This is a genomic window from Rosistilla oblonga (assembly GCF_007751715.1).
GTDB classification, from domain to species: Bacteria; Planctomycetota; Planctomycetia; order Pirellulales; family Pirellulaceae; genus Rosistilla; species Rosistilla oblonga.
In genome coordinates this window covers 6,480,424-6,501,599 of record NZ_CP036292.1, presented here as the reverse complement: position 1 = coordinate 6,501,599, position 21,176 = coordinate 6,480,424, and the positions used below count along the sequence as shown (strand labels likewise).

At 59.1% G+C, this 21,176-nt stretch carries 20 protein-coding genes; 11 read left to right on the top strand and 9 right to left on the bottom strand.

From position 1 onward, the window contains the following. Positions 1-114: 114 nt before the first annotated feature. From CA51_RS22930 to CA51_RS22915, 4 genes are all read left to right on the top strand, one after another. The gene (locus CA51_RS22930; protein ID WP_231745846.1) at positions 115-636 is read left to right on the top strand and encodes a hypothetical protein; all 522 of its coding nucleotides are present in this window, start codon (positions 115-117) and stop codon (positions 634-636) included. Between the two features lie 125 nt (positions 637-761). Next, a complete protein-coding gene (locus tag CA51_RS22925) occupies positions 762-1,538 on the top strand; it encodes a hypothetical protein (protein ID WP_145123469.1) in 777 nt (258 codons plus the stop codon). Between the two features lie 274 nt (positions 1,539-1,812). After that, positions 1,813-3,045, top strand: a complete 1,233-nt coding sequence (locus CA51_RS22920) for an ABC transporter permease (RefSeq protein ID WP_145123468.1) — start codon at positions 1,813-1,815, stop codon at positions 3,043-3,045. 62 nt (positions 3,046-3,107) lie between these two features. Continuing rightward, a complete protein-coding gene (locus tag CA51_RS22915) occupies positions 3,108-3,791 on the top strand; it encodes an ABC transporter ATP-binding protein (RefSeq protein ID WP_145123467.1) in 684 nt (227 codons plus the stop codon). 134 nt (positions 3,792-3,925) lie between these two features. Here the strand turns inward: CA51_RS22915 and CA51_RS22910 are convergent, their stop codons facing one another. The 5 genes from CA51_RS22910 to CA51_RS22890 all read right to left on the bottom strand — a co-directional run bounded on the left by CA51_RS22910 (position 3,926) and on the right by CA51_RS22890 (position 8,904). Further along, positions 3,926-4,816 (bottom strand): cupin-like domain-containing protein, encoded by an 891-nt coding sequence (locus CA51_RS22910; protein WP_145123466.1) that lies wholly within the window; start codon positions 4,814-4,816, stop codon positions 3,926-3,928. 1 nt (position 4,817) lies between these two features. Then, on the bottom strand, positions 4,818-6,038 hold the full coding sequence (locus CA51_RS22905) for a GNAT family N-acetyltransferase (protein ID WP_197451413.1): 1,221 nt from the start codon (positions 6,036-6,038) through the stop codon (positions 4,818-4,820). Next, positions 6,035-7,132, bottom strand: a complete 1,098-nt coding sequence (locus CA51_RS22900) for a GNAT family N-acetyltransferase (protein WP_145123464.1) — start codon at positions 7,130-7,132, stop codon at positions 6,035-6,037. The genes CA51_RS22905 and CA51_RS22900 overlap by 4 nt, the downstream gene beginning before the upstream one ends. 306 nt (positions 7,133-7,438) lie before the next feature. After that, complete coding sequence (locus CA51_RS22895) at positions 7,439-7,780, bottom strand: hypothetical protein (RefSeq protein WP_231745845.1); 342 nt, start codon at positions 7,778-7,780, stop codon at positions 7,439-7,441. Further along, entirely contained in the window at positions 7,780-8,904 is a 1,125-nt protein-coding gene (locus CA51_RS22890) for a DUF1559 domain-containing protein (RefSeq protein WP_145123463.1), read from the bottom strand. The genes CA51_RS22895 and CA51_RS22890 overlap by 1 nt, the downstream gene beginning before the upstream one ends. A 220-nt stretch (positions 8,905-9,124) precedes the next feature. Between CA51_RS22890 and mntR the strand changes: the two genes are divergently transcribed. Beyond that, positions 9,125-9,586 carry a manganese-binding transcriptional regulator MntR gene (gene mntR, locus CA51_RS22885; protein ID WP_145123462.1) on the top strand — a complete coding sequence of 154 codons (462 nt, stop codon included), beginning with the start codon at positions 9,125-9,127 and terminating at the stop codon, positions 9,584-9,586. Between the two features lie 82 nt (positions 9,587-9,668). Here mntR and CA51_RS22880 read toward each other — a convergent pair whose 3' ends face one another. Further along, positions 9,669-11,447, bottom strand: coding sequence for a glycoside hydrolase family protein (locus CA51_RS22880; protein WP_145123461.1), 1,779 nt, complete (start codon positions 11,445-11,447; stop codon positions 9,669-9,671). Between the two features lie 147 nt (positions 11,448-11,594). Here CA51_RS22880 and CA51_RS22875 point away from each other — a divergent pair, with 147 nt between their 5' ends. Further along, positions 11,595-12,107 (top strand): YaiI/YqxD family protein, encoded by a 513-nt coding sequence (locus tag CA51_RS22875; RefSeq protein WP_145123460.1) that lies wholly within the window; start codon positions 11,595-11,597, stop codon positions 12,105-12,107. A gap of 332 nt (positions 12,108-12,439) precedes the next feature. On the opposite strand, the gene CA51_RS22870 is transcribed toward CA51_RS22875, so the two are convergent. Further along, on the bottom strand, positions 12,440-13,918 hold the full coding sequence (locus tag CA51_RS22870) for an SGNH/GDSL hydrolase family protein (RefSeq protein ID WP_145123459.1): 1,479 nt from the start codon (positions 13,916-13,918) through the stop codon (positions 12,440-12,442). A 23-nt stretch (positions 13,919-13,941) separates the two neighbouring features. On the opposite strand from CA51_RS22870, the gene CA51_RS22865 reads away from it, so the two are divergent. The 3 genes from CA51_RS22865 (at position 13,942) to CA51_RS22855 (ending at position 17,410) form a co-directional block, all read left to right on the top strand. Further along, positions 13,942-15,543 carry an aldehyde dehydrogenase (NADP(+)) gene (locus CA51_RS22865; RefSeq protein WP_145123458.1) on the top strand — a complete coding sequence of 534 codons (1,602 nt, stop codon included), beginning with the start codon at positions 13,942-13,944 and terminating at the stop codon, positions 15,541-15,543. A gap of 101 nt (positions 15,544-15,644) precedes the next feature. After that, a complete protein-coding gene (gene tyrS / locus CA51_RS22860; RefSeq protein ID WP_145123457.1) occupies positions 15,645-16,922 on the top strand; it encodes a tyrosine--tRNA ligase in 1,278 nt (425 codons plus the stop codon). A gap of 41 nt (positions 16,923-16,963) precedes the next feature. Then, positions 16,964-17,410, top strand: a complete 447-nt coding sequence (locus tag CA51_RS22855) for a DUF4430 domain-containing protein (protein ID WP_145123456.1) — start codon at positions 16,964-16,966, stop codon at positions 17,408-17,410. 161 nt (positions 17,411-17,571) lie between these two features. On the opposite strand, the gene CA51_RS22850 is transcribed toward CA51_RS22855, so the two are convergent. Then, entirely contained in the window at positions 17,572-17,892 is a 321-nt protein-coding gene (locus CA51_RS22850; protein WP_145102126.1) for a P-II family nitrogen regulator, read from the bottom strand. Between the two features lie 166 nt (positions 17,893-18,058). Between CA51_RS22850 and hisS the strand changes: the two genes are divergently transcribed. Together hisS and CA51_RS22840 are read left to right on the top strand one after the other, a co-directional pair. After that, positions 18,059-19,396, top strand: a complete 1,338-nt coding sequence (gene hisS / locus CA51_RS22845; RefSeq protein WP_145123455.1) for a histidine--tRNA ligase — start codon at positions 18,059-18,061, stop codon at positions 19,394-19,396. 134 nt (positions 19,397-19,530) lie between these two features. After that, a complete protein-coding gene (locus tag CA51_RS22840; protein WP_145102122.1) occupies positions 19,531-20,517 on the top strand; it encodes an AAA family ATPase in 987 nt (328 codons plus the stop codon). A gap of 222 nt (positions 20,518-20,739) precedes the next feature. On the opposite strand, the gene CA51_RS22835 is transcribed toward CA51_RS22840, so the two are convergent. Next, positions 20,740-21,042: a hypothetical protein gene (locus CA51_RS22835; protein WP_145123454.1), complete on the bottom strand. Its 303-nt coding sequence runs from the start codon at positions 21,040-21,042 to the stop codon at positions 20,740-20,742. Positions 21,043-21,176 lie beyond the last annotated feature (134 nt).

Below are 21,176 nucleotides of genomic sequence, written 5' to 3'. Positions count from 1 at the left end.
CAACACGAGCAACGCGTTGGTTGAACAAATCGCTAGCAATCGAATGGCTAGCAAAACCTGTTGCGTTTTGCTCTCACCCCCAACTGAAAAATAGCGTATTCACTGGAGCACACTATGAAGAAACTGACTACCACGTTCGCCATCGGCTTCACATGCCTTGCCATCAGCCTGACCGGCTGCAAACCCGCACCCACCGCCAATTCCGAGGCGGCCGACGCACATCAAGGAGAGGCCGCCCATGCTCATCCCACCGAGGGCCCGCATCACGGTTCGTTGATCGAATTGGGCAACGAGGAATACCACGCTGAACTGGTTCACGACGACGCTGCGGGGACGGTCACGATTTATGTGCTCGATTCGGCAGCCACAGCGCAGGTGCCGATCGCGGCGACGGAGATCGCGATCAATGCCACTCACGATGGAACGCCTGAACAGTTTCTGCTAGCAGCCTCCCCCGACGAGAACGATCCAGAAGGCCAATCCTCGCGGTTCGTTTCAGCCGATAAAGAACTAGCGGCAGACCTAGACGAAGAGGGAGCCGAGCCGCGATTGGTGTTGAGCATCAATGGCAAATCGTATCGCGGGACGATCCATCACGATCACGATGGAGAAAACCACGACGAACACGATCACTGAGAGTAGAGAGTAGCCACTTGAGGATCGCGAACGTCGGTTCTCAGCACACTATTTTGGCCAGACCCCGATTGCCGAGCGGGTTCTGATCGGATCGACACCTCGGCAGCTATCAAAGGATGCAAACCATGACACGGAATGTCACCAAGTTCGCACTGACGTTGACTCTGATCGCCACTTGCCTTGTCCAGAGTTCAACCGCTCGTGGGGCCAGCCCTGTCGAGCAGATGCTCGACACCGTCGCCAATAATCAACAGTTCGCCTACATCCTGTTCTATCGCAACAACGATGCTGCCACGCAAAGCATGCACGGCGTATTGCAATCGACCTTTGCCGAGCGACGCGATGCGGCGATCCTGCCCGTGCAGATCACGGATGTCGCCGAACGCGATCTCGTGAAACGATTTGATGCCACGCGTTTGCCGATGCCAGCGGTCGCCGTGTTGGCTCCCAACGGCGCCGTCTGCAGCGTCTTCCCGCAACGCGTCACCGGGAACCAATTGACATCGGCGATCGTCTCGCCCGGACAAGCGAAGTGCCTCAAAGCGTTGCAGGACAAAAAGATCGTCCTGCTGTGTGCTCAGCCAACGGCGGGGGCAGCGATTCCGATGGGAGTTCGCCAATTCGTGGCCGACTCGCTCTACCAGGATCGCTCGACCATCGTCACCGTGGAAGCCAACGATCCGGGCGAAGCGAAGTTTCTGAAGCAATTGAAGGTTCGCACCGATCAACCCACCTCGGTCGTCGCTTTCATGGCGCCTCCGGGCGTGATGATCGGGATCTACAACGGCAGCGTCACCCACAGCACGTTGGCTCAAAAGCTGGCTGCGGCGGGCAAATGCTGTGACGACGAAAATTGCAAGCATCACAAATCGGCTGGCGCTTCCCAACCCGCTCGCCGCTAGTGGTTTGTCAAACTTTGATTTGAGGACTGATGGTAGTGGACGAGGTCACGAGTCCCCATAATCTCTGGCGCGAAAGGACTCGTGACCTCGTCCACTACCCTGAATTCTAGTGTTGACGCAGCACTAGAATCTGCGTCGCAGGAAACGCCGCGGCCTCCTCGCCCGATGATCCGCCAAACCGATTGCGTTTGGCGGATACGAGCGGCTCCCCGGCGTGGAAAAACATCTCCCACGAAATACGAAAAACGTAACGCACTCTCAAGGAACGGAATCCATGCAACTGAAGTCCATGATTTGGAAAGAACTGTGGCAGCGGCCGACCCCGATGTTGACCAGCCTGTTAGCGGTAACGCTTGGCGTGACGGCGCTCGTCGCGATCCAGAACATCACAGTTTTCTCGGAACGGAAGATCGCTGGCGACATGGAATCGTTGGGAGCCAACGTGCTGGTGCTGCCACCGAACGTTAGCTTGCAAGATTATTATTCGGCCGACATGCATGGCCACACGATGCCCGAAGAGTATGTCACGCGGTTGGCTTTGGCCCGGATGGCGGGCGTCGAAAATCTGGCTCCCAAACTGTGCGTCGCCGCGGAGGTCGATTCGATTCCGGTGACGCTGACCGGAATCTTGCCGCGAAGCGAATTCCAAGCTAAATCGGCTTGGCAGGGGCTGGGAATGCTGACCAATGCCGTCGGCACCGACGCCGGTTGCTGTGCTCCCACAGCTTCGGTTCCTTCGGCTGGCGGTAGCGATCCCGATTCCTTGGCGACCAATCGCACGATCGACGAACTGGGCGATCGCGATGTGATCTTGGGACGCGATATCGCCACGCAATTGGGAGCCAATGTCGGCGACAAGCTGCCGTTGCTGGGAGAAGAATTTGAAGTGTTGACGATCTTGCCCTCGACCGGAACGATCGATGACGGCCGCGTCTTCGCTCACCTGCACAGCGTGCAAGATCTCTCCGAAGCGGGCCCGGTTGTGAACGTGATCGAGATCATGGCCTGCTGCGAAGAAGCAGCCGGCGGATTGATCGGCAACCTTTCGGCGGAGCTGCCCGACACGCGAGTGATCACGATCGCCCAAGTGGTCGAAACTCAGATCGCCGTCAACGGTCTGATGTCGCGATTGTCGTGGGTCTTCTTTTCGATCCTGTTGTTGGTCGGCGGAGCGAGCATCGCTAGCGTGATGTACGCCAACGTGACCGAACGCCGCAAAGAGATCGGCACGTTGATGGCCCTGGGGGCCTCGCGCGGCTTCGTCACCAAAATGTTCTTGGGCAAAGCGACGCTGTTGGGCTTGGCCGGCGGTGTCGGCGGGTTCGCTGCCGGAACGATCCTGGCCGCGATCCTGGGACCTCAATTGTTGGGCGTTCACGTCCAACCGATGCCCAGCCTGCTTGGGGTTGGGATGGCCACCGCCACGGTCGTCGCCGTGTTGGCCAGCCTGCTGCCAGCTCGCCGCGCCGCGGGAGTCGATCCCTGCCTGGTGTTCAACGACGCCTGATTCGCGCGCGATCGCGAACCCTCACTACAAATCAATTCACTCAATTCCTAGGAAAGACTGTCATGTATCGCTTGCAATCGGTCACTCATACGTACCAGCGTCGCGGTCAAATCGTGACCGCTCTGGACGACTCCAATCTCGAAATCGCCGACAACGACTTCATCGCGATCGTTGGTCCCAGCGGCAGCGGAAAGACGACGTTGCTGTCGGTGTTGGGAGGCATGTTGGCTCCCACGACCGGCCAGATCATGCTCGATGGCCAGTCGCTGTACGATCTTTCGATCGAGAGCCGAGCGGAGCTGCGGCGCGAAAAGATCGGCTTCGTATTCCAGTCGTTCAATCTGATCCATTGGCTCTCCGCATGTGAAAACGTGCAGATCCCGCTGATGCTGTCGGGTCTGAGCGCTCAACAGCAGCGAGAGCACGCGTTGGAGCTGTTGGACCGCGTCGGTCTCGCCGACCGCAGCGATCACCGACCGTCGGAGATGAGTCAAGGGCAACAACAACGCGTCGCACTGGCGCGGACGTTGGCCAACGATCCTCAGATCATCTTGGCCGACGAACCGACGGGAAACCTTGATGCCGAGACCCGCGTGCAAGTGATGGAATATCTGACCGAGTTCCACAACGATGGCCGCACAATCGTGATGGTCACTCACGATGCCCAAACCGCGTCGTTCGCCAACCGAACGATTCGCCTGGTCGCCGGCGTGACGCAAGAAGTCGCCACCGCCAAAGCGGCCTAACGCGTGTTGGCGGGCTGAACGGCCCAGCAAGTTTTTGTAACCCAGGCTCCAGGCCTGCGAATGGGATTTCGGCTCCCATCGCGGGCCGAAGGTCCAGCAATTTGCATAGCCCAGGCAGAAGGCCTGGGTAACGGCTACGCGTCGGCGGGCTGTCGCACGATGTTCTTCACCTTCCGCAGCGTCCGCAACATCGCCAATTTTGCGTTGTCGCGACCGGGACGCTCGCCGACGTTCGACGGAGTCAAACCGATCCGTCGCAGGTGGCGGTTGAAGCGATGAAGGGTTTGCCGATCCGAGGAGTCTTGGGTCTGGAAGGTGATGCTGAACGAGACCGAGACCTCGGGGCCATTTTCGACGTAGTGCGGCGCCACGACGGGGAAGTGCAAACCTTCGCCGGGCGACAGATCGAACTGCTCGCCACGCTCGCGGAATCGTTCTTCGAACTGCATGTTCCGGTGAGCGCCGGAGAAGAAGTCTTCGACCTGCGTTTCGGGGAGGACTTCGCGATCGTTCTGTCCGAACATCCAGACCTTCTTCGTGCCGCGGATCTGCAGAAGGAAGTTATTCTCCGGATCGATATGGAATGGCGTCACCGAACCGGGAGACGAAATGAAGATGAAGCCCTGCTTGTGCGTCATCCCTTCGGAGACCAACGCCGCCAGCGGCTTGACTTGGTCCAGGCATTGATCCAACAGATCGCCATACTGATTGTTCAGTTCGACATTTTTCAACACCAACCAAGATTGGCACTGCTGGATGCGTTGGATCGTCTCTTCCACCGACAGCCCGTTTTGTGGCGTCGATGTCGGGTCTTGTGATACCGGCAGGTTGCCAGCGTTGTATTCGACGCGGTCGGCCGGCAGGTCTTTCGACAGTGCGATCAACGATTCCAATGCGAACAACGGATGATCGCTCAATTGATGTCCGATCTTAAACGGACGGCGATTGAAATCGTCGATGAACTTCTGCTGGTCCAGGTCGCACAGATGGTCTTGGCTGAGCGCGGTGGGGAGTGGTTGTAGCATCTTATTTTCCCTTCTTCTTAAATGAGTGACGAACCAGCTGGAGCATCGGTAGGCTGGCCACGGCGAGTTGCGACAGCTTGCCGCCCAATGCCACGACGAGACTTTGAAATCGGATCCGGTCGGGCCAGACGCGGTTGATCATCGAGTGGTCCGGATCGGCGCACGAATCGACGATCTCCAGTCCACGGTCGTGCATGATCGGGATGTTCTCGAGTTCGGCGATCAAGCCGGGCGAATATTCGTGTAGCGTTTCGTCGAAGGTGGTTTTGAAATGCGCCCCGCGTTCGGATGTCACTAGATCGCACATCATGCTGATCGGGCGATCGTCGAGCGAAACCTTGAGGATCTGCATCTTGTTCTTCTCCAGCATCCGCGTTGCCATCTCGCGAAAGAATTCACGAGATCCATCGCTGCTGTCAAACGCGGTCCCTTGGCGTCCCTTCCATCCCGCCGCTTCCAACGCGATGTACTCTTCGATCCACGTCGCGTGGTCGTCTTGATCGGCGCAACGCGTTGTCAGTTCGCCTTGCTGGGCCAGCTTACGACTCAATCGCTGCGTTCCCTTTCGCGTGCTCTTGGAGACTTGAGCATTCAGATAGGTTTCCGCATCGGGGGCCGGCTGGAAGCAGGCTCGCGTGAATGCGTCGCGGTGGAAGACTGTCGTCGACGCGGCGTAGAAATGATCGGTGATCAGATTCGCAAATTGCTCCTGCCCGCTGACCGTATTCATGCTCAGCAATTGCACGCCCTGCTCGGTCGCCAAATATTCGAGCGCAAACCGCCAGGCTTCGGCGGCGCAATCGCGGCGTAACAGCGGAGTGCAATCGAAGCACTGATCGTGTTTCCAGATTTCGCGGCCGGACAATGGCAGGCCGTAAATTCGTTTCGCGACCAACGGCATCAGCCCGCACAGGACCGGATCCCCTTCGGGATGCATCCGCCGCGGGGCTTCGATCACCAGCACCGCCGCATCGCGATCGTTCAGGTGCCGTAGCGCGGGGATCAGAAAATCGGGATCGAAGAATAGATTGGGTTGGATCGCGGTTTCCATCAATCGCTGCCAGCGATCGGCGATCGATTCGAGCTCTTCGAGGTCGCGAACGATTCGGCCGTGGAAGTCGAGTTGCGGCAGATCGACTTCGGCCACGCGGTAGTGTTTTTGCCCGATTTTTGGCTTTGAAGCCGTTGATTCTAGCAGTGACGTCGACAGCTTTTGGATCATCGAGCCACTCCCAGCCCACGCCATTGGAAGCTGCGCAGATCGTTTTTCAGTCGACGGGCGCCGAGGGCCAACTTATGCCCGGCAGTCGTGAACAAGCTCTTCGAAACGCACCGAACCGTCGCTAAAGGGACAGGGCGAGCACCCCAGAACTTTTTGTACGGTTCGTCGCCGCGGAGGAAGTCGAACTCCGCGATCCCTTCATCGATCGTCCGCCGGATGACGTGAGTGAACAGCAAATATCCGGGTTCCAGTTCCATTGCATCGCGCGACGCGCCGGACTGATACAACTGGGGACCGCGTGGGCCCTGCAAGTTGAAGTTGACGGCGATCGGTTTGCCTTGATGCTCCGCAGTCAGGATTTCAGCTTTCCCCTGAGGGATCAAATCGGCCGCGGCGGCGTGCAGGAAGCGGACGTATTCGGGATCGCAAAACGCCGACTGCAGCCCCTTGGCATCGGTTCGTTCCAGATGCAGACGGACCAGCGTCGCAAATGCCGATTCGACCGGCAGGTCGTCGCGGGTCGAACGGATCTGCACCTCGCCGCCGTCGATCCGGCGGGCAGCTTTGCGAACCTTGCGGCGCAAATTGGAAGCCGATTGCTTGAGGAATTGGTCCCAAGAATCGGGCAGCTCCAGAATCCAAGACGAATCGACGTCGCGGTCGTATCGCCAGAAGGGAGTTCCCAATTGGTCGACGATCTTGAGGTCGGGGTTTTGGGAGGGATCGGCTAGGACGCCGTCGAGTTCGACCATCCGGATGAACCGCGACTGGCGGACGTCTTCGGCGATCTCGGAAAGGAAATCTTGGCGGTGTTCGTCGGCGACGATCAATTGCGCGTAATCGCTGCATGTGATCCCGCTGCCGAGGAACTTCAAAGCGCGTTGGCCAAGGCGACGGTCAAAATAGAAGGGTGCGATTCCGACAACGGTCCCTTGATCTTCGTAGCAATAGATCCGCAGCGCGTTGTAGCGGCTGAAGCTTTGCCACCATGCGAAGTTCCACGCGAAGCTCTGCATCGGTGCGGGGTCCAACGCGTCCCAGGCTTCCTGCAGCTGCATGAATTCAGCTTCGCTTTTGACAATCCGTAGATTCATTCGTCGGCTTACCAGCGTCTTGAGTTGTGAGTGGAGGCTTCATCGCGCCGAGGATAGATGCGCGTTCATCACCCGCTGTCAGCCCATCGCCGGGCGTGTTCAACGTGCAATTTTTAGAAGGGTTTGAAGCCGCATGCGATCGCATCGATGGATCGGGCACGCCTAGTAAACGTAGATCACAAATCTGCCGCCAGCCGACTGGGAAGGTTCGAATTATGAGCAACCGATCCGATCGGCCGATCGCGGCGATGAGACTGCACCGATCGCAGCGATCGCGCCGAACATGACGGCAGCACCGCCCGGCGCTCAGCGTTTGACTTGGTCTTCCAACGCCCGACGCGATGCTCGGGCTGCCGATTCCCAGTCTCCGGCTTTCGCTTGAGCAACGATCGCCGCGACGATCCCATGCGATGGATCGCTCGCTTGGCCCGTCGATCGGCTCTCGGCCAACAGTTGCTCGATCCGCTGCAGCCCCTCGTCGCTGCGTTGGTTGCAAACGCGATAGAGAGCGATCGTCAGGTCGTATCCGTTTTCGCTGAGCGGTGCCGGCGGCCGCATCCACCACCACAGCCCTGCAGTGATGATCGCAACCGCAACGATTGCCACGCCGAACCGCGGCAGCGACATTTTGGAGTTCGTAGTTCCCATCACAGCGACTCCCCAGCGATGACTTCCCCTTCGTTCATACTCGACAGTTCCGCCCACAGGAACAGATCGACGTATTCGCTGATAAAGCGAACGCTTCCATCTCCCATGCAAACCATCCCGCCGCCGGGATGTTGAGAATACATTTGACCGACGTGATAGGTGGGGAAGTTGACGGGGTGAATGATCGGACTGCCCGTGATGTCTAGCTCGCCTCCCGATGGCCCGGCGTGTACCAGCGTCAGCGTCGCCGCGGCGTCGGGACCGTTTTCGGGCGAAGAGAACTGTGGATGCGTGTAGGCACCCGGCACGACGCCCACCCACGTTTTGTCGCTCAGCGCGGAACTGTGCTCACCAAAAAAGATCGTGTTGGTGGTCCCATCGGTCACGTCGCGGAAACGCGTTTTGGAGTTCCGATAGAACGGTCCGTCGGCGACTCGCCCCGCATCGCCATCGATCGCCACGATCGTTGTCGTCGACGTATAGATGTTGGTAAAGATCTCTCCCGTCGCCGCCGAACCACATTCGCCCCAACAACTCTCTTGACCGTGGCTGGCGACGTAGTGGCTGCGTCCGACGCGAACCGTCCCGCCGCCGATGGCCAATGGATTGCCCGAGGCGTCTTGAACATCAAACGGTTCGTCGCCGCCGGTGGCGCTGGGGCACAAGAACAATGGCAGTGTGGTTGCGATCGCTTGCCGGTTTGCCGCCGACCAGATCGGTTGATCGATTCGCATGTTGTCGAGCAGCGTGTTTGCTTCGACAAACGGCAGCAACCCCGTCGACCAACCCCAACCGGGACCGGCGTCCCAGGTCAGCGGATCGATCAGAACCGAAGCGGGTGCCGAACCGTTCCTTGTCGGATAAGAGACGTAGCCCGATGGGAACCGTCCGAAGGTGGAGTGGTAGTTGTGCGTCGCCAGTCCAATTTGTTTCAGTTGATTGCTGCACGACATCCGCCGCGCCGTCTCGCGAGCCGCCTGAACGGCTGGCAATAACAGGCCGACTAACAGCCCGATAATCGCGATCACAACAAGCAGTTCGACTAGCGTAAACCCTCGTCGGCGAGACCTTTTGTGGTGGGCGGTTTGAAAATTTGCGCGACTGAGAAATCGTTCGACTCGCATGAAGTGACCCTTCGGTTGTGGTTGGTTGAACTTGCAGAGTTAGCGGAGGCTAAGTTTGCATGCAAGTAGAAGAGGCAGGTTCTTCGTTGTACCTGCCTCGAGTTAGTGCGGGCTAACTTAGTTGGTGCTAAACTAGTGCGGCGGGTGGGGCAAGATCAAGGGGGTTCAGTCGAAAATTCAAAATTGATAGAATCCAGGGTCCCCCGCGAGCCGGGAATTTCTGCCGCCTGACAGCGGAACCGACGCCGCATCCGCACCTTTAAGGGATCCAGGTTTGCCCTCCAAGACGCATCAACGCACTCGATCCGACCACGCTAGCGAGGTTGCGGAGGACTATGTCGAAGCGATCGCCGACGCGATCGCTCAGCGTGGTGTCTGTCGCGCCGTCGATTTAGTCAATCAATTTGCTGTCACGCACGCCACGGTCAACAATACGATCGGGCGTTTGCAGCGGGACGGGTTGGTCCACACCGAGCCGTATCAGCCGATCGAACTGACGGCGACGGGGAAGCGATTGGCGACGCAATCGCGGAAGCGGCACGAGATTGTCGAGGCGTTTCTGCGTCGATTGGGAGTCAGCGAGCAGACGGCCGCCGCGGATACCGAGGGGATCGAGCATCATGTCAGCAAAGAAACGCTGGCTGCGATGAAACGCGTCCTGACCAAAGGTTGGCCCGAATAATTCGGGCGTATCGGCTGGGTTGACCGGCCTCTCACCGCTTGAATTCAAGCGGCGGAGGCTATGTTGCAGCACGGTTCGATGGCTACTTCGAGACAGCGGTTCCGATTCCGGTGGTGCCGTAGCCGTTGCCGCAATAGAACATCCGCAGATGGTCTCCTTCGCGGATCACGGTTGGGTATTCGACCATCTGTTTTTCCCAGCCCGAACCGTTGGGAGTGAGTTGCAGGTTGTCGTCCGATTCAACTCCACGGCGCCAATGGATGCCATCGTCCGATTCGGCGTACGCGATCGAATAGAAGCCCCATCGCGTGCCGATCGCCGAATACCACATGCGGTACAGGCCGTCGTCATCCCGCAGCACCACGGGGCCAGCAACGGCGATGTTTTCGTAGTCGCGTTCGGGGTTGCGTACCATCACGGCGCCACGCTTTTCCCAATGGATGCCGTCGTCGGAAACCGCCAGACAGATCGTCTTCTGCTGGTTGAGCGCATGCGCCTTGCCGGTCGTTGGACATCCGGTGTAATAGAACCACCACTGCTTCGACCCGTCGGGCTGATCGACCGCGATCAACGATCCGCCAGCGATCCCGATCGCGTCGGGAGTGCCGTATTCTCCGCTGGGAGCTAGAACCGGCGGGCGATCGCTGCGCGTCCAGTTGATTCCATCGCTGCTGGTCGCCACGCCAAGTCCTGGAAAGGAGCTCAGCCCCACGCCACGCCCGGCGTTGCCGGTGTAATACAGATGCCACTGCGCGTCGCCAAATTTGACAGCATGTGGCAGCACGCACCACTTGGCGTCGAACGAACCGGGGGCGCCGGAGCCGAACAGCGGACCTGTTCGCTCCCAATCGGCGAGGTCGCCAATTGCCGACGTCGCCATCCCGAGCGTGTGCGTCCCCGACTTGTCCCTGCCGGCGTAGAAGACGCGATAGTTGTCGCCGCTGCGGACGACCCATGGGTTCATGCAACGCGTGGCATCAAATCCTTCGCCCCGCGGCGGTATCACGGGATTGTTTTTATTGCGAACCCACTCCACCGGACGCTTCAATTTCGTGAACTCTTCGGTGTTGGACATCTGCATCGCAACGACTTCTTTGTTGCGACGGACGATCCCGTACAGCGATCCGACGTCGCTGCGGTCCCAAGCGATGCCCTGCCCCGCGATCGGCGCGGCCAGCGTGTTGACATGGATCAATTCGCCGTCGGCCTCAGGAACCTCCAAGACGTACAGTTCGCCGCGATCGTGCCCGGTCACGTACAGGTTGCCGTTGGGGCCAAAGCTGCCGCCGGAGTTGCTGTTGGGCAGGAATCGCTGAACGACCGGTTCCGGGAAACTCCAGTGGCCTGTCGGTTTCCAGTTGTCGTCGTATCGAACCAGCTGGGTTCGGCTGGCCTCTTCGCCGTAAAACGCAAACACGATCCACCACGCGTCGTGTTGGCGATCGATCCAGTTGATCGCTCCTTCGCTTTCGGGAAACGCCTTGCTCTCCAAAGGTTTCAGCGTCGCGGCGTCAAAGATTTCAAGCGTGTTCTTCAGCGGCGAGGCGGGCCAGTTGGAATGGGCACAATACAGACGGCCGTCGTAGACGAGGCCGCTGTTCAGATGCTGGATCGTCGAATCGGCGGGGGCTGTCCAATTGGCGATCGGTTTGTTGGTTTGCTTTTCATAGCGACCGATCGCTCGGCTGGAGATCGCGTAATAAGAAGTCGCGTCGACGGCGACGGCCTGATGGGCTTCGGCGGCGGCGAAGCGGTTCAGTTCGCGGATCGATGGTTCAGCGGCACCGCAGGCGGGAGCCACGAGAAACAAGGCGACCGCGACAACAATGCGGTTTGAGAAGGAGAGTTGCATGCGATTCATTTGGGGCAGGATTTTCAAAGGTGGGCAGACGAGGGTAAGCTGGAACTATGTTACACGACTGCCGTTGTCGGTTCTTTGGCTGCGGTTGGAATCTTGGAAAAATTGAAGTGCCCCGTCCGAGGCGGCGACGCTCAGGAGCTCAGCGAAGTGAAGATTTGGATCGATGCCGATGCGGCTCCCATGGATGTCAAGCAGATCGTGTTTCGCGCCGCCAAGCGATTGGATGTCGAAACGATTCTGGTCGCCAACCGGATGATGGAGGTTCCCGCCAGTTTGTCGATGGTTCGATCGATCCAGGTTCGCGAGGGAGCGGATCAGGCGGATCGCTACATCGCAGCGGAGGGCCAGCGAGGAGATCTGGCGATCACAGCCGATCTGCCGTTGGCGGGTGACTTAGTCGAGAAAGGGTTGTTTGTGATCGACCCGCGCGGCGAAGAGTATTCGCCCGAGACGATCACCAGTCGGTTGTCGATGCGTAACTTTATGGACGACCTTCGCGGTGCGGGGATGGTCGTCGGCCGAACCGCTCCCTACGGCGAGACCGATAAAAAAGCGTTTGCCGCCACCTTCGACCGCCTGCTGACTCGAGCCCTCCGCCTCGCCGAGCGCGCGAAGAAAAAGTCGGCATCGTCGGGCGAAGCGACCGAAGAGGAGAGCTAGCCGATCGGGCACGCCCCTTCGGGACGTGCCGTTTGCGTAGCACCCGGCAACAAAAATAGGCGTCCCGAAGGGGCAGCGATTTGCATAGCCCAGGCCATCGGCCTGGGTTCTAGCGGCGATGATTGACATGGTTGGGCTGTAGGCCCGACGGATTGTCACCACCTCCCCCCGGGGCGTTGCCCCTTCGCCCGTTGTGAAATGAAACCGGGCGCCGTCGGCTGATACCCAGCCCTGCAGGCTGGGTTATGCAAATTGCTGGACCTTCGGCCCGCGATGCTGGGCGGATGCCGTGGTTGCGCCACTGAGGCATTGGCCTGGGAATCTGTGCGTCACTATCTCGCTCGGCCGGCGGCCCATTGCTTGAGTCCTTCCAGTCGTTGTTGGCCGCGGACGAAGTAGCTTTCGTCGAGCGATCGCAGGTGATCGGCATAGGCCGCTTCGCGGTTGCTTTGGCAATCGACGTCGCTTGTTGTGAGCCACTGGTCGACGAGGATCTCCAATAGGGCATCGGCGATCATTTGATGGCCGTGGACGGTCGGGTGGACATGGTCGACCATCCACTTTGCCCCGACCAAGCCGTTGCGGCTGTGCGATTGCATCAGTCGATCGACGTCCAGCAGCGGCACCTGTCGTTGCGCGGCGATCGCACGGATCTGACTCTGCATCGAACTGCGAATCCGCAACGGGCAACTGTCGTTGTCGGCGGCAAGTGTCAGTTGCTGCCGTGCCGTCTCGATTTCCCCAGCCTGCAACATCAGTCGCCCCAGCCGATATGCGACGCTTGGGTTTTGGGGATCGAGCGCTTGCGCCGTGCGAAGCGCCGCGATCCGATCGGCTGCCGCGGCCTGTTCGTCGGTCGCTGTCGCCATCGCCACGTCGAATGCTCGCTGATCGGAATCGTCCAGCGGCACCAGCGGTTCCGATTTGAATGGCGGGCAATCGACAAGGTTCCTCGCCGGACAGCAGACGATGACCGGCACATTCCGCTGCCTGCAATAGGCGATCATCGCGTCGAGGTTATCGGCAAACGCCTCTTCCACCGCCCCACGAGGCGGCGCATCGGGATGATATTCCGCCAGGCCGCCTTGGTTGTCCAAGAGTGCTTCGACGTTGTGAGTCAGCAGTTCGCGGGTGCTCGGTTCCAACGCGGCGTCGGCGAAGATCTGGCTGCGCAGCAATTGAAACGTCCTCATCCGCTCCACCGCACTTAGCGCCGGAACTATCCAGTCGGGCAAGCGTTGCAGCTGGCCGAACGACTGACGCTCCAGAAATTCATTGTGTCCGATGTATAAGATGATCGCATCGGGTTGATATTGGAGGACTTCGTCGAGGATCGCCGCCACGCGATAGCTGGCATATGAAACGCCGCCGCAATTGACAACTTCCCATCGATGCTGGGGATCACACGTTTGTAGCGCCAGCCCCAGCCAAGTCGAAAAGGCCGTTTCGATTTGATAGGGGCGGCCCTGGACGGTCGAACCTCCCAAGACAAAAACGCGTCTCAGGTCGGCTGGCTTTTCAGCGACAAAAGAATCGGGGCGGAACAGATTCAACCGATCCGGGGCGATCTCATAACGTCCGGTCGCCCGATTGAGAACGAACAGGCGACGCGTGCCATTGGCTTCGCCGATCGCTTCGATCCTCGATTCGGCTCGCGGCAAATCGAGCACCCAGAGCGTCGATTCGATCATCAGCAATGGCAGCAAGCCGATCGCGAGGGCGATCAATCGAAAGGCGATCCCGCGGGCTCGGCACACTCGCCAAAAGCCAGCTCGGGCGATATGCTTGGAAGCCTTATTGATTGGATACAAGTCCCAACGAATCCTGGAAAATCATGTCCACAACAGCCCAATCCGAACCTGTTTTGATTGCCGGTCAATGGCGGCCTGCTTCGCTCGACACCGCGAATACTAACGTATTTCAAGCGACCGATCCAAGCAACATGGAATTGCTGAGCCCTGTTTTTCCGGTCAGTTCGTGGCAGGATTGCGACGAAGCGTTGAACGCTGCGGCTGCCGCTTATGCTGAACTGCGTCAGCTGCCACGCGAGCGAATCGCTGCGTTTTTGGAAGCCTTTGCCGACCGCATCGACGCTGCCAAAGATCGCTTGGTCGCCGCGGCCAACCGCGAAACCGGCCTGCCCGCCAGCCCGCGATTGGCCGACGTCGAACTGCCGCGGACGACGAACCAGTTGCGTTTGGCGGCCGCCGCCTGCCGCAGCGGCGATTGGGCCGCAGCGACGATCGATACCAAAGCTGGCATCCGATCGTGTTACCAGTCCTTGGGGCCGGTTTGCGTCTTTGGACCCAATAACTTTCCGTTCGCCTTCGGCAGCCTCAGCGGTGGCGACTTCGCCGCCGCGATCGCGGCGGGCAACCCCGTGATCGGCAAAGCGAACAGCTCGCATCCCGAAACGACCAAGATCTTCGCCGAAGAAGCGTTTGCCGCGCTGCAAGCGACCGATCTGCCGACCGCAACGGTTCAATTGATCTATCGTTTGAACCACGCCGATGGCGAGCGATTGGTCGCCGATCCTCGCGTTGGCGCGACCGGATATACCGGTTCGCGTGGCGCCGGTCTGGCGCTTAAAGCGGCTGCCGATCGGGCTGGCAAACCAATCTATCTGGAACTGTCGAGCGTCAATCCCGTCGCGATCCTTCCCGGTGCGATGGTCGAACGCGGCGATGCGATCATTAAAGACTTTGTCGGCAGCGCCCTGATGGGAACCGGCCAGTTCTGCACCAGCCCCGGGATCATCCTGATGACCAAGGGTGAAAACGCGGACAAATTTGTCGAAGCGGTCTCGGCTGCCTATCAAGCGGCTACGCCCGGCACGTTGCTATCGCCCGCGGTCACGAAGTCGTTGGGAGCGGGAATCCAAACGTTGCGCGATGCGGGAGCGGAATTGGTTTGCGGCGGAGGCGATCCGGTCGAAGGTCGCTGTGCCCGATCCAACACGCTGCTGAAAACAACAGGCGAGAAATTCCTGAGCGATCCCGAAACGTTCCAGACCGAAGCGTTTGGCAACGCGTCGATGGTTGTGGTTGCCGACGACATCGATCAATTGACCCAAGTGATCGATTCGTTGGAAGGCAACCTGACCGGGTGCATCTATTCGGCGAACGACGGATCCGACGACGCGGTTTATCCGCAAGTCGCGTTTGCCCTGGAACCGAAGGTCGGCCGGATCTTGAACGACAAGATGCCGACCGGCGTCGCCGTCAGTCCCGCGATGAATCACGGCGGCCCGTATCCATCGACCGGCCACCCCGGTTTCACCGCCGTCGGCATTCCGGCCGCGTTGCCGCGATTCGCCAAACTGACCTGCTTCGATGCCGTTCGCCCAGCTCGCTTGCCCGAATTACTGCAGGACAAAAATCCGACCGGCTCGACTTGGCGGTTCATCGACGGCCAGTGGTCGCAAGCCGACGTTTGATTCGGCTGGCTCGATTTTCGTGAACCAAATCGCAGGCCCGACTGTCGGGCCTGTGTTCGTATTGTTTTCATTCTCTACATCACGCTGCTGTTTTCAGACCTATGACCGACATCCTCTCGGAACTCCGCTGGCGGAACCTGATCCATCAAGTCACCGATGAAGCGGGACTTGCGAAACTCTTGTCCGAAGGTTCTCAAAGCGTCTACGCGGGCTTCGACCCGACGGCCGACAGTCTGCACGTCGGCAGCCTGTTGCCGCTGATGATGCTGCGTCGTTTTCAACGCGCCGGGCATCGTCCAGTTGCGTTGGTCGGCGGCGCGACGGGAATGATCGGCGACCCGAGCGGGAAGAGCGAAGAGCGGAACCTGTTGTCAGCCGACCAGTTGGAGAAAAACGTCGCGGGGATCGCATCGCAGGTGCAGAGTTTCCTCGACTCCGACGGCGACAATGCCGCTCAGTTGGTGAACAACTTCGACTGGATGAAGAACTTCAGCTACCTGAACTTCCTCCGCGATGTCGGCAAGAACTTTCCCGTCGGCGTGATGATGGGGAAGGAATCGGTTAAGTCGCGACTGACTAGCGAGGCTGGGCTCAGCTACACCGAGTTCAGTTACATGCTGTTGCAGGCCTACGACTTTGTCGAACTGAACAAGAAGCTCGGTTGCCGCGTGCAGTTGGGTGGCAGCGATCAATGGGGCAACATCACCGCCGGAATCGATCTCGGTCGCCGGATGGGGACGCCGCAGTTGTACGGCATGACCTCGCCGTTGCTGCTGACCAGCGATGGCCGAAAGATGGGCAAGACCGAACGGGGAACGATCTGGTTGAGTGCCGAACGGACGAGCCCTTACGAGTTCTTCCAATACTGGCGAAACGTCGACGATAAAGACGTGATGACCTGCCTGCACTACCTGACCGAGATCGATCGCGAGGAATGCGAGTCGCTGGCCCAGGAGCTGGAAAATAATGCCGGTGCCGCGGTCGCGCAGAAGCGGTTGGCCGAATGGTTGACTCAGTTGGTGCATGGCGATGCGGGATTGAAGAGCGCGCTGAACGCTTCGCAGATCCTGTTTGGTGGTGAGATCAGCGATCTGTCGGACAAAGAGCTGACGCAGATCTTCGCCGATGTTCCGAGCAAGGAGCTGCCGAAGTCGGCGCTCGAAGGCGAGGGGCTTTGGGTCGTCGAAGCGTTCAAGACATCGGGGCTGGTTTCCAGCAACGGCGAAGCCCGTCGGGCGGTCCAAGAAGGAAGCGCCTACATCAATAACCAGCGGCAGCAGGATATCGACTACAAGTTGACGCGAGCCGATCTGGCTAGCGAATCGGTGATGGTGCTGCGGCGCGGCAAGAAGAAATACGCACTGCTGCGATTCGTCTAACGAACGCCCGTTTTCCGCAGCTTTTACTCGAGGAATCTCTCATGATGTTCGTCTGTCAAACCGTCTCCGTTGCCAGCCTGCAGCGGATCGCTGGGATCGGTTGCTTGTTGTTGCTTGCTTTGGTCGGATGCCAGAATGCGACCGAGCCCGCCGCGGCGCCGCCAGCGGATGGGCCGAAGATCGCGGTTCGCTTTGTCTTCGAATTTGGCGAGGGCGAACCTGTCGAAGTCGCTCTCGATGCGGTGCCGGATGGATCGACGGTCGCCGATGCGATGCGTCAGATTGCGGAGATGCCCGACACGGTCCAGTTGGAAATCGTCGGCAAGGGAGATATGACGTTTGTTCAATCGATCAACGGCAAGACGACTTCCGGAAACGAAGGCTGGTCGTATTACGTGAACGAAGAATGGGCTCAGGAGGGCGTTGGGGCGATCGAGCTGGAAGATGGCGATTTGGTTCGCTGGACCTATGGCGAGTCGGAGTTCTAAGCAAGCTAGCTTTTCGTTTAACCGCGTGGGCAACGCCCCGCGTTTTTAGTCTGGCACAATCTTGAAGACGCTTGATTGACCCAAAATACGATGTGATGAGCGTTTGATCGCGCGATCGGTAGCCGCTGGCGGCGTTTCAGTGGGCCAGAGCGTCCGGCGGCTCAAGTGCCGCTTGGTTCTTCCAGGAACCCGAGGACTGGCATCACGAAGATCTTGCCGTCTCCCATCCGGCCGCTGCGGGCGACGGAGACTAGTTTGGCCAGGATCTCTTCGACGCGAGCATCTTCCACCCAAGCGGTGATCTCGACTTTGGGAAGAAACGCCTCGGAATATTCGCTGTCGCCGTATTGGTCTAGATAGCTTTTCTGGCGTCCAAAACCTTTGACCTCGGTGACCGTGATCGCTTCGATCGGCGCACGTTCCAGGCTCCCCAGGACTTTCTGGGCGAGATACGGCTTCACGACGGCGATGACTTGTTTCACGAAACGGAATCCGTAGGCGACGACTGGAGTTGCGACTCGACCGTCCACTATAACCGGCTTCGCTAGCCGGCAACAAGCTAGGCCGTGGGTTGCTTACGCCCTGAGGCGGTTCGCGTTAAAATCCCATCTTAACTGAGTGTTTCCTCCTTCACGCACGCAAAATCGTATGTCACTAATCACGCCGCGAACGCTGCGAGGCTTCCGCGATTATCTGCCCGAAGTCATGATGCCGCGGGAACGCTGCATGGAGATCGCTCGCGAAGTTTTCCGCAGTTTTGGCTTCGCCCCGATCGATACGCCGGCGCTCGAATACCTTGAGGTTTTGACCGGCAAGGGGAGCGACGAGACCGATCGCCAGCTGTACCAGTTTACCGATCAAGGGAACCGACAGGTTGGGATGCGGTTCGATCTGACCGTCCCCTTCGCCCGCTTTGCCGCCCAGCACATCAACGAATTGGGAACGCCGTTTAAGCGTTATCACATCGCGCCGGTTTGGCGTGGCGAGAAATCGCAAGCGGGCCGCTATCGCGAATTCATTCAGTGCGACTTCGATACCATCGGCACGCAGAGTGTCGCTGCGGACATCGAGACGCCGCTGGTGATCCACTCGCTGATGCTGGCACTTGGGTTTGAAGCGTTCAAGATTCACATCAACGATCGCCGCGTGCTGACCGGTTTGTTGGGGCACTTGGGAATCGCTGAGCACTCGGTCTTGGTGCTTCGCGCGTTGGACAAGCTGGCCAAAATTGGAGCCGACAAAGTCGCTCAGGAGATGCAGGATACGGCGGGCGTTTCCGAGTCGCAGGCCCGCGCCGTCCTCGCCTTGGCCGAGATCGATGTCGACGCCGACGATCTGTATGCTCAATTGAGCAAGATCACCGGCGAAAACGCCACCGCAGCGCTCGGCATCGAGCGTTTGCAACAGATGCGTGAAGGGCTCGCCGCCGCCGGCGTTCCCGCGTCGCGAGTGAAGTTGGACCTAACGATCGCGCGTGGACTCGACTACTACACCGGCGTGATCTTCGAGACTTTCCTCGACGCGTTGCCATCGATCGGTAGCGTTTGCAGCGGCGGTCGCTACGACAACTTGGCCGAATTGTTCACCAAGCAGCACCTGCCGGGCGTTGGGGCTTCGCTGGGCCTGGATCGCTTGTTGGCGGCGATGGAACAGTTGGAGATGCTTCCGCAAGTCCGAACGCCGGCACCGGTCTTCATCCCTTATTTCGACAAGGGGCAACTGAACGCCTACCTGCAGCTGGCGGCAACCGTCCGCGCCGCGGGGATTGGTGTCGAGGTGTTCCCGGAACCGAAGAAGCTGGGGCAACAACTAAAGTATGCCGACGGCCGCGGGTTCACTCTGGCGTTGATCGCTGGCAATCAGGAATTCGAAGCCGGAACGTGCCAGGTCAAAGACCTCCGTGATAAATCGACAACCGATGTGCAGTGGTCGGCCGACCAGCCCGAACCGTTGCTCGACGCGATTCGTAGCAAATTGAAATCCTAAGCAGCAAGCAGGAAGTTTTCTAGTTTAACCGCGCGGGCATCGCCCCGCGTTTTTCAAGGCCGCGCGGCCCGATGGGCTCGCGGTTAAACGAAAAAATACAATACGACCTGCTCAAGAGATCCCAATATCACGATATGACTGCTCCACAAATCGACGAACAAATCGCCCAATATTCGCAAACCTGCACCAAGCTGATCGATGAGGTGGGCCGGGTGCTGGTGGGGCAAGAAGCGATGGTCTCGCGACTGTTGATCGGCATGTTGACCGGTGGTCACATCCTGCTCGAGGGTGTGCCGGGGCTAGCCAAAACGCTGACCGTCAGCAGCCTAGCCAAAGCGATTCATACAGGGTTTTCGCGGATCCAGTTCACTCCCGATATGCTGCCCGCCGACGTGATTGGGACCGAGGTCTTCAATCCCAAAGAGGCGACGTACAGCATCAAGCAGGGGCCGATCTTCTCGAACTTGATCCTGGCCGACGAGATCAACCGAGCCCCTGCCAAAGTGCAAGCTGCGTTGTTGGAAGCGATGCAGGAACGGCAGGTCACGATCGGCACCGAGACGTTCCGGTTTGAGGATCCGTTTCTTGTCATGGCGACGCAGAACCCGATCGATCAAGAGGGAACGTACCCGTTGCCCGAAGCTCAAGTCGATCGCTTCATGCTGAAGGTGATGGTCGATTACCCGACTCGCGACGAAGAGCGCAAAGTGGTCGATCGGATGGCCGGTGGCAAACCGATGCCGGAGATCAGTGCGATCGCGACGCCCGAGGATATCATGGGAGCCCGCGGCGTGGTCGAGAAGATTTGGTGCGACGACAAAGTCCGCGACTATGTCGTCGACGTCGTTCGGGCGACGCGGAATCCGGCGGAATTGGGCGTCCGCGGCCTCGAAGGGATGATAGAAACGGGAGCCAGCCCGCGCGGTTCGCTCAATCTAATGAAGGCCAGCAAGGCGCATGCGTTCCTGCAAGGCCGCAACTACATCACACCACACGATGTCAAATCGTTGGCTCCCGACGTGCTGCGGCATCGGGTGATGTTGAGCTACGAAGCGGAAGCCGAAGGCAAAACGGTCGACGACTGCATCCGGCAGATCTTGGACAACGTCCCCGTTCCATAACCGGCGAAGGATCTTGTAGCGGAAGTCGTCAACGGCCTGTCGATTTAATCAGCCGTTTGGGCGTTAGCCCCGGTTCAAGCACCGCTAAACCGGGGCTAACGCCCAAACGGCTAATTCAAGAAGTTCGCACGCGATTAAATCAACAGCCCGTCAAGACTTTCGATTCACGACGCGAGGTCCCGAAACTCTTGACGAGTTCCGCTACGGGAGCTGGCGGGCGATTCAATTGGCCAACAGGCGATATAACAACGCGGTAAAGGGGATCACCAACAACCCCAACGCCGCGGTCAGCAATGCGCAAGCGAACAGAGGGAACTCACCGCGCTCCCTTTTGAATTCCCAATAGGCAGCTGTCACTTCGTTGATCTTCTCGAGTCGAACTCGCATGTTCAGCGAATAGGAGAGCCAGCGGATCGGCACGCCTCGCCGTCGCAGTTCGATCCCCATCGCGGCGATCGACAGGTTGGTCAGCATAAATGAGAACCAGGTCGCCATGCCAAAGCGGATCAGGATCGGGTCGGTCATTATCGAAGGGACTATCAAAATGTGTTCGTCGTTTATCAGCTTGCGGGTTCGGTGAGTTCGCGTTGAGATATCGCCGCGAGCTGCATCGATTCTACTCGGAGTGCGATTCACTGTAGCAAAATACCGCGGAAGGG